At 43.0% G+C, this 14,560-nt stretch carries 13 protein-coding genes and 4 tRNA genes; 10 read left to right on the top strand and 7 right to left on the bottom strand.

Features of this window, described 5'->3' with window-relative positions:
• Nucleotides 1–149 precede the first annotated feature (149 nt).
• Nucleotides 150–2,033 (top strand): methyl-accepting chemotaxis protein, encoded by a 1,884-nt coding sequence (locus Q7657_RS12590; RefSeq protein ID WP_107167476.1) that lies wholly within the window; start codon nt 150–152, stop codon nt 2,031–2,033.
• 80 nt (nt 2,034–2,113) lie between these two features.
• On the opposite strand, the gene Q7657_RS12585 is transcribed toward Q7657_RS12590, so the two are convergent.
• The 7 genes from Q7657_RS12585 to hemA form a co-directional block, all read right to left on the bottom strand.
• On the bottom strand, nt 2,114–3,376 hold the full coding sequence (locus Q7657_RS12585; protein WP_107167475.1) for an SLC5/6 family protein: 1,263 nt from the start codon (nt 3,374–3,376) through the stop codon (nt 2,114–2,116).
• A gap of 318 nt (nt 3,377–3,694) precedes the next feature.
• Nucleotides 3,695–4,549: a 3-deoxy-8-phosphooctulonate synthase gene (kdsA, locus tag Q7657_RS12580; RefSeq protein WP_181319912.1), complete on the bottom strand. Its 855-nt coding sequence runs from the start codon at nt 4,547–4,549 to the stop codon at nt 3,695–3,697.
• Between the two features lie 15 nt (nt 4,550–4,564).
• Complete coding sequence (locus Q7657_RS12575; protein WP_023933294.1) at nt 4,565–5,374, bottom strand: SirB1 family protein; 810 nt, start codon at nt 5,372–5,374, stop codon at nt 4,565–4,567.
• Nucleotides 5,375–5,387: 13 nt separating this feature from the next.
• Nucleotides 5,388–5,768, bottom strand: coding sequence for a SirB2 family protein (locus Q7657_RS12570; protein ID WP_053988667.1), 381 nt, complete (start codon nt 5,766–5,768; stop codon nt 5,388–5,390).
• Nucleotides 5,769–5,774: 6 nt separating this feature from the next.
• Complete coding sequence (gene prmC / locus Q7657_RS12565; protein WP_107167474.1) at nt 5,775–6,629, bottom strand: peptide chain release factor N(5)-glutamine methyltransferase; 855 nt, start codon at nt 6,627–6,629, stop codon at nt 5,775–5,777.
• Entirely contained in the window at nt 6,629–7,717 is a 1,089-nt protein-coding gene (gene prfA / locus Q7657_RS12560; protein ID WP_053988638.1) for a peptide chain release factor 1, read from the bottom strand. Before prfA ends, prmC begins: the two co-directional genes overlap by 1 nt.
• A 43-nt stretch (nt 7,718–7,760) precedes the next feature.
• On the bottom strand, nt 7,761–9,023 hold the full coding sequence (gene hemA / locus Q7657_RS12555) for a glutamyl-tRNA reductase (RefSeq protein ID WP_008986311.1): 1,263 nt from the start codon (nt 9,021–9,023) through the stop codon (nt 7,761–7,763).
• 217 nt (nt 9,024–9,240) lie between these two features.
• Between hemA and lolB the strand changes: the two genes are divergently transcribed.
• From lolB to Q7657_RS12510, 9 genes are all read left to right on the top strand, one after another.
• Complete coding sequence (gene lolB, locus Q7657_RS12550) at nt 9,241–9,831, top strand: lipoprotein insertase outer membrane protein LolB (RefSeq protein ID WP_107167473.1); 591 nt, start codon at nt 9,241–9,243, stop codon at nt 9,829–9,831.
• A gap of 44 nt (nt 9,832–9,875) precedes the next feature.
• Complete coding sequence (gene ispE / locus Q7657_RS12545) at nt 9,876–10,754, top strand: 4-(cytidine 5'-diphospho)-2-C-methyl-D-erythritol kinase (RefSeq protein WP_107167472.1); 879 nt, start codon at nt 9,876–9,878, stop codon at nt 10,752–10,754.
• A 32-nt stretch (nt 10,755–10,786) separates the two neighbouring features.
• Nucleotides 10,787–11,734 (top strand): ribose-phosphate pyrophosphokinase, encoded by a 948-nt coding sequence (locus tag Q7657_RS12540; RefSeq protein WP_005370023.1) that lies wholly within the window; start codon nt 10,787–10,789, stop codon nt 11,732–11,734.
• A 238-nt stretch (nt 11,735–11,972) separates the two neighbouring features.
• Nucleotides 11,973–12,563 (top strand): aminoacyl-tRNA hydrolase, encoded by a 591-nt coding sequence (gene pth, locus Q7657_RS12535; RefSeq protein WP_053988641.1) that lies wholly within the window; start codon nt 11,973–11,975, stop codon nt 12,561–12,563.
• Nucleotides 12,564–12,658: 95 nt separating this feature from the next.
• Nucleotides 12,659–13,750 (top strand): redox-regulated ATPase YchF, encoded by a 1,092-nt coding sequence (gene ychF / locus Q7657_RS12530; protein ID WP_107167471.1) that lies wholly within the window; start codon nt 12,659–12,661, stop codon nt 13,748–13,750.
• 313 nt (nt 13,751–14,063) lie between these two features.
• Nucleotides 14,064–14,140: transfer RNA gene (locus Q7657_RS12525), tRNA-Met, on the top strand.
• Between the two features lie 49 nt (nt 14,141–14,189).
• Nucleotides 14,190–14,274 (top strand) — tRNA-Leu (locus Q7657_RS12520).
• A gap of 37 nt (nt 14,275–14,311) precedes the next feature.
• Nucleotides 14,312–14,386 (top strand) — tRNA-Gln (locus Q7657_RS12515).
• A 39-nt stretch (nt 14,387–14,425) separates the two neighbouring features.
• A tRNA-Met gene (locus tag Q7657_RS12510) sits at nt 14,426–14,502 on the top strand.
• The last annotated feature ends 58 nt before the right edge of the window (nt 14,503–14,560 follow it).

Genomic DNA, 14,560 nt, shown 5'->3' with positions numbered 1-14,560 from the left:
AAACATAATTTTATACGTTACAACCAATAAAAATGGGACCAATATCACCAAAACCAATAACTTTATTGATAAATATATTATTTACAATGCACCAGAACGCAACAAACTCTAGAATCCATTAACATTCAACTGGATTTTAGGGATATATAATGCAGTTAACATTAAAACAAAAATTAATCGTTGCCAGTTTATCTGCTGTCATAGTGATGGCGACTGCGCTTACTTGGCTCTCCGCAAGCCAAATTGACTCACAAGCTGAGCATGAACTTTATGAACGAGCTGAAAATCTCACTCAAGCTGTGAGTGAGAGTATTGGAGATTGGGTTGCGATTCGAAGTAATATCATTAATTCTGTTGAAGAAAACACATCTAATGCTGCGATCGTCCCTTTTTTAAAACAAGCGCGTTTAGCGGGTCAATTTGAAGATTTGTATTTCGGAAGTAAAGTCGGTATTGCCACCAGCTCTTATGCTGAACGCGATCTATCATCTGTCGATCCTCGTACTCGTCCTTGGTATCAACAAGCTCAGCAAGCCAATAACACTATTATTTCTCCCGCTTACCTCGACACCTTAACCAAGGCACAGATGATCACCATAGCGAAACCTGTGTATCACAATGGGACTTTTGCCGGTGTACTTGGTGCTGATATCTTAATTACCCAATTGATTAATGATGTCATTAATTTAAACGTTGGTGAAAATGCCTTCGCCATGCTGATCAACAAGCAAGATGGCACTTTCCTCGCACATCCTGATAAACAATTACTGCTCCAGCCTATTACTCGCTATAGCAATGACTTATCAATCAACTCTATTGAACAACAAATGCAGAGCCATGACTTTGCAAAGCTAACCATTAACGGTCAAGCTAAGCAGCTTTACTTCGCAAGTATTCCAAATACTCAGTGGCTGATCGCTATTAGCTTAGATACCAAAACAGAACAAGCCGCTCATAAGGCGCTACTATTGAAGTTAATACTAGCTGCTGTTGTTATTGCGCTATTGGTTATTTGTAGTGTGGCATGGTTAGTTAACTTCCTATTCCGCGATTTAGATCGCGTATCAAAAGCACTAGCAGAAATTGCGAGTGGTGAAGGCGATCTAACACAACGTATTGAGCCAAAGAGCAATGATGAAGTGGGACAGCTTGCTAATAACTTCAACCAATTTGTTAGCAATATGCACGCAATGGTGATGCGTTTAAGCCGTGTATCTGATTCATTGAGCCAACAATCAAAAGTGACTGCGACCCAAGCTCAAGAGCGCAGCTCTCGTATTTTGCACCAGCAAGATGAGATCAATATGGTTGCGACAGCGATTAATGAAATGTCAGCCGCAACGAAAGAAATCGCTTACAACGCAGAAAATACCGCACGTACCGCCGAAGAAACGGTTGCAGCTTCTGATCACGGTGCGACTCAGGTAAACCAAAGCCAGCAATCTATTTCTAGTTTGGCGCAAGAAGTTGATACCGCGACAACGGTGATCAGTGAACTTAATAATCACGCCCAAAGCATCACTACGATCCTCTCAACCATCCAAGGCATTGCCGAGCAAACCAATCTACTGGCATTAAACGCGGCTATTGAAGCTGCGCGTGCTGGCGAGCAAGGTCGAGGTTTCGCCGTGGTTGCCGATGAAGTTCGAGTATTAAGCCAGCGTACCCATGCATCAACCCAAGAAATCCAACAAATGATCGAAACGCTGCAGCAAACTACCGGTCAAGCTGTTGGGATCATGGAAGATAGTCGCCATTTATCTGAAACCAGTGTTGATGATGCAAGTTCAGCCTCTGCAAGCTTGGCGCAAATTACGACTGCAGTGAACAACATCAATGATATGGCAACACAAATTGCCTCTGCGGCAGAAGAGCAATCATCAGTGACATCCGAGATCACCCGCAATACAGAGGGAATTCGCGATGTATCAAATGAGCTTGCCATTGAAGCCAATGAAGCTGCACAACAGGCGGCAGAGTTATCTCAGTTATCTAACGAGTTACAGCAAGAAATCCGTCGCTTTAAGCTCTAGTCATTAGGACTCAACACATAACAAAAAGGCTTGCGCTATTAATAACGCAAGCCTTCTTTTTATCTCATATCTGTTTGCGATTAAATCAAACTAAAAAGAATCGCTGCCACAGCCAATGCGCCCATCAGCAAAATAAACCAAGTGCTGATCTTGCCACGGTACATTTTCAAACTCTCGATACGGTATACCGCTAGCATCGGCATGATAAATAAGATCATCGCAATCACAGGGCCAGATAACGCTTCCATCATCCCTAAAATGCTCGGGTTCATTACCGCTGCAAACCAAATAGAGAAGAACATGATCACCACACCGATCTTATCAATAGTTTTCAGTGGTAATTTTGTTTGCTTCGCCACAATGCCATTAAAGCTTTCACGTGCGCCCATGAAGTGTCCTAAGAATGACGAGGTGATCGCAATAAATGCAATCAGTGGGCCTAGCAACATAATAAAGTGACTGTCTTTTACGTTTGCAAGGTAAGACAGCACAGAGACATTATCTGCTTTAGCTTGCTGTAGTTGCTCAGGAGTTAAACTCAACACGCATGAGAAAACAAAGAACAGGACAAACGCAATCAACATCACTGACGTACGCTTTAAAATTGATTCTGATTTTTGCTTAGCCCCATCGGCATACTGACGGCGCTGAGCATTAACAAAACCAGAAACCACAGGCGTATAACTAAACGCAAATACCACTACAGGAATGGCTAACCATAGCGATGAACTGAACTCAACAAAGCTTTGGTTGAAATTAAGGTTTGGCATGTGCCAGCTTGGGATCAAGTAAATTGAGATCCCCGCCAAGATAAATGCTAACGGGTAAACAATCACTTCAAATGCTTTTAGCATCGCTTTTTCACCCGCTAACATCACAGTGATCATCACAAAGATTAAACCACCAGATAACAGCACACGTGATGGCGCTTCTAAACCCAATTGGTGAACAATAAAGCTATCAACGGTATTGGTTAAACCCACACCATAAATAAGCAGAATTGGAAAAATTGACAGAAAGTACAATAGAGAAATTAAACGACCATAGCCTGTGCCAAAATGCTCTTCTACCACATCAGTAAAGTCGGCATCAGATGAAGATGATGACAGCACAAAACGAGCTAATCCTCGGTGCGCCCAGAATGTCATAGGTCCTGCCAATAACGCCATGACGATCAAAGACCAAAAACCACCAGAGCCAATATTAATCGGTAAAAATAAAATACCGGCACCAACAGATGTACCAAATAAGCTCAACATCCAACGGGTGTCATGCTGAGTCCATTTAGATAAACGTGTTGTTACTTCTTGTCCGGGGTGCTCTTGAGTGGTTGTTAGTGACACGGGAAACTCTCTGATCGAATAAAATGCTGCGGCAAGTATGAAACTACCCATAACAAGTTTCAAAATGAATGCGACAAACATCACACCATAAAACCAGATACCCCAAAAGCATAGTCACTATAATAAGTATAAAAAGCAGTATATAGCTTCAAAAACAAACAATAAAAACAGAATTAAATATCGTATTTTTATATTTTTTGAATTTTCATATTTAGATTAATTATCATACAGAACAACTACCTCAACGAATAATATGTATAAAAAAACCCAGTAATGGTATCCATCACTGGGTTTCGAATTTCATCAAACGCAATAAACTTAGTTGATTTCGATTGGAGCAAAGCTCTTAATTAAATCATCAAGTTGTTTAATTTGCGCTAAGAATGGCTCAAGCTTATCTAGTGGGAATGCAGATGGACCATCACATAGTGCCTGATCAGGTGTTGGGTGCGCTTCCATAAATAGGCCAGCGATACCTGTTGCGATACCAGAGCGAGCTAGATCAACAGTTTGCTCACGACGACCGCCAGAAGCCGCACCTAGAGGATCACGACACTGTAGCGCATGGGTTACGTCAAAGATAATTGGGCTGCCTTTTGATGCTTTTTTCATTACATCAAAACCAAGCATATCAACCACTAGGTTATCATAACCGTGCAGTACACCACGCTCACATAAGATCACATTGTGGTTGTCACATTCCGCGAATTTCTCAACGATGTTACCCACTTGACCTGGGCTCATGAACTGTGGTTTTTTCACGTTGATCACAGCACCTGTTTTCGCCATCGCTTCAACAAGATCAGTTTGACGAGCAAGGAATGCAGGAAGCTGAATTACATCAACCACATCAGCAACAGGTTGTGCTTGTTCACGCTCGTGAATGTCAGTGATGATTTTTACACCAAACGTATCTTTGATCTCTTGGAAAATCTTCAGACCTTCTTCCATACCAGGACCACGGTATGAATGCACAGATGAACGGTTAGCTTTATCAAACGACGCTTTAAATACGTAAGGAATACCTAACTTGTCAGTAACCTTTACGTAGTGCTCACAGATTTGCATCGCTAAATCGCGAGACTCAAGCACGTTCATACCGCCAAATAGGACAAATGGCTTATCATTCGCTACATCAATGTCGCCAATGCGAACAGTTTTTTGTTCCATCATATTCGTTATTCTCTTTTAGTGCAGAGTCAAAGGCTCATCAAAGAGCGTCTCTACTTGCGTTTTGAGTAAATCGGCAGCCGGATCTTCAGGACATTGTTCAATAAAATATGAATAATCCATCGCAGCAGCATGACTACAGTCGAGTTGCTGATAAATATAGCCACGGTCGCGGATCTCATGAGGATCGCCAGGGCTAAATAACAGCGCTAAATCACTACAACGTAAAGCGTCAGTGAAATGCTCTTCTCGAAGCAGCGCACTTTTCATCACAGTTAACCAACGAACAAGAATTTCGTGATTCTGCTGTGTTTCTAAATATTCCGGCTTTAATTCAGTAAACGGGCCTCGATGACCAATCAACCAACTACGTAAAATATGAGTGCTTACAAACTCACCATCAAACGGGTTGATGTATTGCACATCCCCTTCCGGCCATGTCGCCTTTAATAAAAACTGCGTCGGGAAGCCTACACTTTCTACAGGTAGATCAAGATGCTGCGCTAGATAAACAAACAGTGCACCTAAGCTAACAGGGATCCCTTTACGGCGCTCCAATACCTTATCTAAAAATACATTATCTGATGAAAAGTATTGCTGATGATCGCCTTGAAAACCCCACTCACGATAAAATAAGCGTAATAGCCCTTCTAAACGAAGGCGAGGATCGAGCTCTTCCATTAACGCGTGTTCGGCTTCTTGAGCTAATTGAGATAACTTTAATTGCACCCAATGGGCTGGAAATTCAGGATCAATTTCCGCCATCATCTCAATAGCCCCGTCCACTAATGGGCGAGAATTGAGTTCATCTTCATTAAACTGCATCATGATCTAACCTAACTTAACCGAAAATCGACGTCTTAGTGATCGCCAATTGTGCAGCTAAAAATACCCAACCCAACGCGCCTAAAAAGGCAAACGTCTTAAAGACTTTATTCTTACCCATGTGTAGCGTGACATAACCAAGGGCAATGTAAGCCAATACACAAGTCAGTTTTTCTGTTAGCCAGCCATTTGCTGCAGTAAACGGCATAAAACCAGTAATAAAGATAAGTGCCACACCTGATGCTAATAAAATCGTATCAACAATGTGAGGAGTGACTTTAAAAAACTTTTTATTCAGCAGTGATGAGTTTGCCATCATCATGATATAGCGGGTTACGAATAACAGCACACTCAGTGCAATGGCCACTAAGTGAATGTGTTTCATCGCCATATACATCATCATCTATTTTTCTCCTTGCCAGCAACCCATCGTTACTCGATCGAGTCCTGCATAATCTTGACTGGTAGAAATTTGTTGGTATCCAAGCTGCGCTAAAATTTCACGTACTGCAGAGCCCTGCTCAAAGCCGTGCTCCATTAATAACCAACCACCGATTGCCAAGTGTTGTCGTCCTTGATCGCTGATAATACGAATATCAGCCAAACCGCTATCGTCAGCCACTAACGCACTCTTAGGTTCAAAACGAACATCGCCTTGAACAAGGTGCGGATCGGCTTCATCAATATAAGGCGGATTACTCACAATCACATCAAAAGTTTCATTTTGTTGTAACGGTGAGTACCAGCTACCCGCTAAAAAACGAGTATTTGAAATTGATAAACGTTGGCTATTTTCCAGCGCTAAATCAGCCGCTTCTTGGCGTAGATCGATGCCTGTTACCTGCAACATTGGACATTCTGATGCAATCGCTAAAGCAATGGCACCTGTACCTGTGCCTAAATCCAATACTTTAGTGGCTGAAGCTGAAATTTTTTCCAATGCCAGTTCAACTAAACGCTCAGTATCAGGACGAGGGATCAACGTTGATGGTGAAACCTTTAATGACAGTGACCAAAACTCACGTTCGCCAATAATGTAAGCCACAGGCTCACCATTAATACGACGGGTGACTAACGCTTGAAATGCCTCATATTGAGCATCATCAAGTTGTTTTTCTGGCCATGTCAGTAAATAGCTACGCGGTTTATCGAGTACGTGACATAGCAAAACAGCACTATCTAACTGCGGGCTATCTGAGCCCGCCGTTGATAATTGTGCTGTTGTTTGTTTTAAAACCTGTTCAATGCTACGAGGCATTAGTTTTGCTCAGCCATTGCAGCAAGCTGATCCGCTTGGTGCTCTTGTAGAACAGGTTGAATTAGTGCGTCTAGATCGCCTTCCATCACTTCATTTAAACGGTAAAGTGTTAGGGTAATACGGTGATCCGATACACGACCTTGTGGGTAGTTGTAAGTGCGGATACGGTCAGAGCGATCACCTGAACCTAGTAGGTTACGACGAGTGCTCGCTTCCTCTGCATTACGTTTTTCTTCTTCCGCTTTAATGATACGTGCAGCAAGTACCGACATCGCTTTCGCTTTGTTCTTATGCTGTGAACGCTCATCTTGACATTCCACCACAATACCTGTTGGTAAGTGGGTAATACGAATAGCAGAGTCGGTGGTGTTAACGTGCTGACCACCCGCACCTGATGAACGGAATGTATCGATTTTCAGATCGCCCGTGTTAATTTCTGGAATTTCAGCTTCTGGCACTTCAGGTAGTACCGCAACAGTACATGCTGATGTATGAACACGGCCTTGAGATTCGGTTGCAGGAACACGTTGTACACGGTGACCGCCTGACTCAAACTTTAAGATACCGTACGCACCTTCACCATTCACTTTTGCGATCATTTCTTTGTAACCGCCTTGCTCTGCACGGTTTTCACTGATCACTTCTACACGCCAGCCACGACGCTCTGCGTACTTGCTGTACATACGGAATAGATCACCGGCGAAAATACCCGCTTCATCACCGCCAGCACCAGCACGAATTTCCACGAAACAGTTGCGATCATCGTTTGGATCTTTTGGCAGCAATAGCACTTGAAGTTCATCTGCTAGACGCTCAATTTCAGCTTTCGCTTCTTTGATTTCTTCTTGTGCCATTTCACGCATTTCTGCGTCGTCTTCTTGTGCCATCTCTTCAGCAGCAACTAAATCTTCTTTCGCTTGTTGGTAAGCTTGGAAACACTTAGTCACTTCTTCTAGCTGTGAGTATTCTTTCGATAACGCACGAAAACGGTTTTGATCCGCAAGTACATCCGGATCACCAAGGAGATGTTGAACTTCTTCATAACGTTCAACAAGAGTTTCTAATTTAACTAAAATTGATTGCTTCATAATCTTCTAATCATGCTTAGCGAAAGCCAAAGGCGATCAACTACTAATCGTTATAGGAATCCAGACCGAGAGCTTCACGGATCACCACTAATTTGTCAGACTCGCCATTTTTAGCGACCTGCTGCATAGCTTTGGTTGGAGCATGGATAAGCTTATTGGTCAGTTTGTTACTGAGCTCTGCTAAGGCCTTCTCAGGGTCGGTACCATTAGCAATGGCTTGGAGGCTACGTTGTAGCAACTCCTGTTTAATTTGGTCGGCAAATTGACGATAATCACGAATACTATCAACAGCTTCTAGTGAGCGTAGCCATTGCATAAACGCTGCACTTTCTTCACTTACAATGGCTTCAGCCTGAATAGCCGCAACCTTACGCTGCTCACGGTTCTTCTCTACAATCGAGTGAAGATCATCAACAGAATATAAGTAAGCATCGTTCAATTCGCCAACTTGTTGTTCAATATCACGTGGAACAGCAATATCGACCAACAGCATAGGCTGGTGACGACGTTGCTTCAGTGCCGCTTCGACCATGCCTTTACCAACTATCGGTAATGGACTCGCCGTTGAGCTGATCACAATATCTGCTCGGTGAAGATGCTCAGGAATTTCTTCTAAGCTGATCACCTCAGCACCGAATTCACGCGCAATACCTTCAGCACGCTCACGAGTACGGTTAGCCACAATTAAACTGTTACAGCCCTGTTCAACAACATGACGAGAAACTAATTCAATCGTTTCACCCGCACCTACCAGTAAAATAGTAACACCGGATAAAGACTCAAAAATTTGGCGCGCTAAAGAACACGCAGCATAAGCCACAGATACGGCATTACCACCAATATCTGTTTCCGTACGTACGCGTTTCGCTACTGTAAAGGTTTTTTGAAACAGCTTTTCTAAGGTGCCACCTACTGCTTCAATGTCTTTTGATTCCGAATAAGACTGCTTCACCTGTCCTAGGATTTGCGGCTCGCCCAATACTAACGAATCTAGGCCACAAGCAACACGCATTAAATGACGTGCTGCTGCTTGCTCTTCATGAAAGTACAGGCTTGGCATCAGTTCTTCGGCTGTGATCTGATGAAATTTGGTCAACCAGTCAATGATCACACCCGGCCCTGACTGTGAAATTTCACAGTAAACTTCAGTACGGTTACAAGTAGAAACAATAACCCCACTTAATACCTCAGGGTGGTTTTTCAGCTGCTGCAACGCCAAAGTGAGCTTTTCAGGAGAAAATGCCACTTTTTCACGTAAATCAACAGAAGCTGTTTTGTGGTTGATTCCTAATGCAAGCAAGGTCATGGAGACGGTGTACCCACTTCGCCGGTGAAAAAAATCTAAGAGGGAGGGATTTTACTTGATGCCCTGACGTAATAAAAGGTAGCTGACGAAATCAATCAATAATGATGGCATTTTTCTTGCCTTAATCGCCTAATCTCCCCATTATTTTTGGTTATTATTTGGCTTTAATTAAAATAATCGCTATTGTTTTGGCTCATTCTTATTACGAGCTTTCATCATGAGATTACGTAATTTAGCCTTTATCGCTATCACGTTTGCCTTATTATCAGGCTGTGCACAAACGCCGAAAAACACCCAAAAAGTAGATTGGGAAACCCATCAAACCCAATTAAAACGCCTCACCGATTATCAAGCGAAAGGCGTGTTTGGTTATGTAAGTCCAGAGCAACGTGTATCACTGACATTTAACTGGAAAAATCACAACGATGAATACCAGTTAATTCTGACTAAAATGTATAAAACCGTGCTGAATTTAGACGCTAAGCCTAATAGCGTAACCTTAGTTGACCCAGACGGGAAAACCTATCACGGCACCGATGCAACGCAACTAGTACAACAGTTAACAGGCATTCAATTACCGCTTTCACAAATGCGAGATTGGCTAATCGGCTTACCAACAGGTGCTGATACTTACCAATTGAACAACAACGATCAAGTTGCTTATTTAGCTAAAGACATTAACGGTCAGGTATGGGAAATGCATTACAACACGTATAATGACCAAAGCCCTGCATTACCAACCCAAATGGTGCTAAATCAAGGCAAACTCAAAATTAAAATTAAAATTTCGCACTGGTTAGCTAACTAATTTGTAAGAAATTTTACCGTTATTCTCAAAAATACGAGCACTGCATGAGTCAAAACATCCCTTTTGATGTTGCTAGCCAATGGCCAGCACCCGCTAAACTCAATCTATTTTTATACATCACGGGTCAACGCCCAAATGGCTATCACGATCTGCAAACCCTTTTTCAATTTGTGGATTACGGCGACACCCTCACGATCACACCACGCCGTGATAACCAGCTCCTTTTAACACCAGCGATTGAAGGTGTTAAAACAGAAGATAATTTGATCTACCGAGCAGCTGAAGCACTGCGTCAAGCCGCTAACTGTGAGTTAGGTGCAGACATCCATATCAATAAGATTCTACCTATGGGTGGTGGTCTTGGTGGCGGCTCTTCTAATGCAGCAACCACACTCGTCGCCCTTAACCATTTATGGCAAACCAACCTTTCTGTTGATGAATTGGCTGAAATCGGTTTGAAATTAGGTGCCGATGTACCCGTTTTTGTCCGTGGTACTAGTGCATTTGCTGAAGGTGTTGGTGAGAAATTACAGCCCGCAGAACCCGACGAAAAATGGTTTTTAGTAGCCAAACCCGATATTAGCATCGCAACTGTTGATATTTTCACCCATCCCGACCTTCCAAGAAATACAAAAAAACGCAGTCTGGAAGCCCTGTTACATGGCGTTTACGAAAACGATTGCGAGAAAATTGTAAGAAGTCTTAATCCCGAGGTTGATCAGGCGCTTTCGTGGCTGTTAGAATACGCGCCATCAAGATTGACCGGCACTGGCGCTTGTGTATTTTCGGAGTTTAATACGCAGGAAGAAGCCAACGCAATTTTGAAAATTTTACCTGACTGGCTCCACGGATTTGTCGCAAAAGGTGTCAACACGTCTCCTCTTATGACAGCCTTAGCCGCACATTCTACGGATTGTCAGTAATTACAACTTGGACGCAACCTGAGGTTTACACCGTGCCTGATATGAAGCTGTTTGCTGGTAACGCAACACCAGAACTAGCCCAACGCATCGCTGATCGTCTTTATATTTCATTGGGAGATGCAACGGTTAACCGTTTCTCCGATGGTGAAGTATGTGTACAAATTAATGAAAACGTACGTGGTAGCGACGTATTCATTATCCAATCAACTTGTGCACCAACGAACGACAACCTAATGGAACTGGTTGTTATGATCGATGCACTACGCCGCGCTTCAGCTGGCCGTATTACAGCAGTAATTCCATACTTTGGTTATGCTCGTCAAGACCGCCGCGTTCGCTCTGCTCGTGTGCCAATCACTGCAAAAGTAGTTGCTGATTTCCTTTCTAATGTGGGTGTTGACCGTGTTCTTACTGTTGACCTACACGCTGAGCAAATCCAAGGCTTCTTCGATGTCCCTGTAGATAACGTATTTGGTAGCCCAGTTCTTCTAGAAGACATGCTAGCAAAAGATCTTCAAGATCCTGTTGTTGTATCACCAGACATCGGTGGTGTTGTACGTGCTCGCGCTATTGCAAAACTACTTGATGACACAGATATCGCTATCATCGATAAGCGTCGTCCACGTGCCAACGTATCTCAAGTAATGCACCTAATCGGTGATGTTGAAGGCCGTGACTGTATCATTGTTGATGACATGATCGATACTGGCGGTACGCTATGTAAAGCAGCAGAAGCACTAAAAGAACGTGGTGCGAAACGTGTATTTGCATACGCAACTCACCCAGTATTCTCAGGTAGTGCACTAGAGAACATCCGTGAATCTGTGATTGATGAAATCATCGTAACTGACTCAATTACATTGACGAAAGAAATCGAAGCAACAGGTAAAGTTTCTGTATTAACACTATCAGGCATGCTAGCTGAAGCGATTCGTCGTATTAGCAACGAAGAGTCTATCTCAGCAATGTTTGAGCACTAATACGCTCAATACGTTAAAAGTAAAACATTAACGTCGCTATTATTTAACGCCTCGCTTTTGCGGGGCGTTTTCTTTTATAAAGCTGTCAAAAATAACCGTTAAAGCACAGTCGTATCAATTTTAGTTAATTTGATATAATATGTGGCGCGTTTTGAGCCCGACTCCCAGTAACTCATCACTACTTTCAACACAAGTACAATCGGCATAGTTACTGGCGTATATAACAAGAGAGATAAACGTGAGTAATAATATTCGTTTACTTGTTGGCCTAGCAAATCCGGGTCAAGAGTATGCTAGAACTCGCCATAATGCAGGTGCATGGGTAGTAGAAGAGCTAGCACGCGTTCACAATGTAACGCTTCGCCCCGATCCAAAATACTTTGGTTTAACGGGTCGAATTACAGTCAACGGACAGGATCTTCGCTTATTGATCCCTAGCACTTTCATGAACCTGTCAGGTAAGTCTGTGGCTGCATTAGCAAATTTCTTCCAAATAAAACCTGAAGAAATTCTTGTTGCTCACGATGAACTCGATCTCCCTCCGGGTGTTGCGAAATTCAAAAAAGGTGGCGGTCACGGTGGTCATAATGGCCTTCGCGATATCATCAGCAAGATGGGCAACAATAAAGATTTCTATCGCTTGAGGATCGCTATCGGTCATCCAGGCGATAAAAACAAAGTCGCTGGCTACGTACTTGGTAAAGCACCAGCTAAAGAGCAAGAATTAATTGATGCAGCAGTAGATGAATCTGTTCGCTGTATTGATTTATTGCTCAAAGACGGCTTAACAAAGGCGCAAAACCGCCTACATTCATTTAAAGCAGAATAGCCAAGCCAATCGACTTCTATTTTGCCGCTATAGTACGATCATCCGTACTATAGTTGAGTTGTTACACAGAATAATCACCAAAAGGGTTTTAAACCATGGGTTTTAAATGCGGTATCGTAGGTCTACCAAACGTTGGTAAGTCAACTCTATTCAACGCCTTAACAAAAGCAGGCATTGAAGCAGCAAACTTCCCGTTCTGTACTATTGAACCAAATACAGGTGTAGTACCTGTTCCAGATCCACGTATGGATGCTCTAGCAGTTTTCGTTAAACCAGAACGTATTCTGCCAACGACAATGGAATTTGTTGATATCGCGGGCCTAGTCGCCGGTGCATCTAAAGGTGAAGGTCTAGGTAACAAATTTCTAGCAAATATCCGTGAAACAGATGCTATTGGTCACGTTGTTCGTTGTTTCGAAAACGACAACATCGTACACGTTGCAGGTCGTATCGATCCGCTAGAAGACATGGATATCATCAACCTTGAGCTAGCAATGGCAGACTTAGACACTTGTGAGCGTGCGCTACAACGTCTAGCTAAGCGTGCTAAAGGTGGTGACAACGATGCTAAATTCGAAATCAAAGTACTAGAGAAAATGCTACCTCACCTAACTGAAGGTGGCATGCTACGTGCGCTTGAGCTAACAAAAGAAGAAAAAGCAGCGATTGATTACCTGCACTTCCTAACGCTTAAGCCAACCATGTACATTGCGAACGTAAACGAAGATGGTTTTGAAAATAACCCATTCTTAGACGCAGTGATGGATCGTGCAGCACAGGAAAATGCTGTTGTTGTTCCTGTTTGTGCGGCAATTGAATCAGAAATCGCAGAGCTTGATGACGCTGATCGTGAAGAGTTCCTAGCTGATCTTGGTATCGAAGAGCCAGGTCTAAACCGCGTAATCCGCTCTGGCTACGAGCTACTTTCACTACAAACTTACTTCACAGCTGGCGTGAAAGAAGTACGTGCATGGACTATCCCTGTAGGTGCAACAGCACCAAAAGCGGCGGGTGTTATCCACACTGACTTCGAAAAAGGTTTCATCCGTGCTGAAGTTATCGGCTACGACGACTACATCAACTGTGGTGGTGAAGCTGGTGCTAAAGAAGCAGGTAAATGGCGTCTTGAAGGTAAAGAATACATCGTTAAAGATGGTGACGTTGTTCACTTCCGCTTCAACGTGTAATTTATCACCGGTCAAAAGCATATAAACATTCATAAGCCAGCTGTTTAGCTGGCTTATTTTGTATTTAACAACCAACATTTCGTAATTCTACCGTCACTAAAATTAATTGATGCACCTCACATTTATCAATATTTTAGGCTGACAAAGTCGATTTCAGTTTGTCATTCGCACACATCGTCCAAATATCCGACGAACAAACGGATTTTCCCGATATTTTCAAAAAAACTGTTGACGGTTTTCGCTGGTATGAGCATAATGCGCCCCGTTCCCGACACAGTGACTCACTAAGAGTTACAGTGATAAATTGGAAAATGGCTACGTAGCTCAGTTGGTTAGAGCACATCACTCATAATGATGGGGTCACAGGTTCGAATCCCGTCGTAGCCACCATTCAATTTTCAACGTAAAATTGAAAGTCAGTTTATTATACTGATAATATGCGGAAGTGGCGGAATTGGTAGACGCACCAGATTTAGGTTCTGGCGCCGCAAGGTGTGAGAGTTCAAGTCTCTCCTTCCGCACCATTCTCAATAGAGTTGAGAATCGCTATTTTAGCGCTGTAGGTCTATCGCCAAGCGGTAAGGCAGCGGCTTTTGATGCCGCCATTCCCTGGTTCGAATCCAGGTAGACCTGCCATTATTTAAAGAGTATTGATAAACCTCAGTATTCTGTGTTGGCTACGTAGCTCAGTTGGTTAGAGCACATCACTCATAATGATGGGGTCACAGGTTCGAATCCCGTCGTAGCCACCATTTATTCTTCAGATCAGCTTTTACCAATTACTGATTTGATTAATAAAACTAGAGACAA

The organism is Candidatus Photobacterium acropomis, assembly GCF_030685555.1.
GTDB lineage: Bacteria > Pseudomonadota > Gammaproteobacteria > Enterobacterales > Vibrionaceae > Photobacterium > Photobacterium lucens.
The sequence above is the reverse complement of the archived record's forward strand: the minus strand, read 5'-3'. Positions and strand labels throughout refer to the sequence as shown.

Excerpts from the sequence above, each read along its gene's own strand:
- Q7657_RS12590 (WP_107167476.1), top strand. The coding sequence starts at position 150 with ATGCAGTTAACATTAAAACAAAAATTAATCGTTGCCAGTTTATCTGCT.
- lolB (WP_107167473.1), top strand. The coding sequence starts at position 9,241 with ATGAGATTACGTAATTTAGCCTTTATCGCTATCACGTTTGCCTTATTA.
- hemA (WP_008986311.1), bottom strand. The coding sequence starts at position 9,023 with ATGACCTTGCTTGCATTAGGAATCAACCACAAAACAGCTTCTGTTGAT.
- prfA (WP_053988638.1), bottom strand. The coding sequence starts at position 7,717 with ATGAAGCAATCAATTTTAGTTAAATTAGAAACTCTTGTTGAACGTTAT.
- Q7657_RS12570 (WP_053988667.1), bottom strand. The coding sequence starts at position 5,768 with ATGTATATGGCGATGAAACACATTCACTTAGTGGCCATTGCACTGAGT.
- prmC (WP_107167474.1), bottom strand. The coding sequence starts at position 6,629 with ATGCCTCGTAGCATTGAACAGGTTTTAAAACAAACAACAGCACAATTA.
- ispE (WP_107167472.1), top strand. The coding sequence starts at position 9,876 with ATGAGTCAAAACATCCCTTTTGATGTTGCTAGCCAATGGCCAGCACCC.
- ychF (WP_107167471.1), top strand. The coding sequence starts at position 12,659 with ATGGGTTTTAAATGCGGTATCGTAGGTCTACCAAACGTTGGTAAGTCA.
- kdsA (WP_181319912.1), bottom strand. The coding sequence starts at position 4,549 with ATGATGGAACAAAAAACTGTTCGCATTGGCGACATTGATGTAGCGAAT.
- Q7657_RS12575 (WP_023933294.1), bottom strand. The coding sequence starts at position 5,374 with ATGATGCAGTTTAATGAAGATGAACTCAATTCTCGCCCATTAGTGGAC.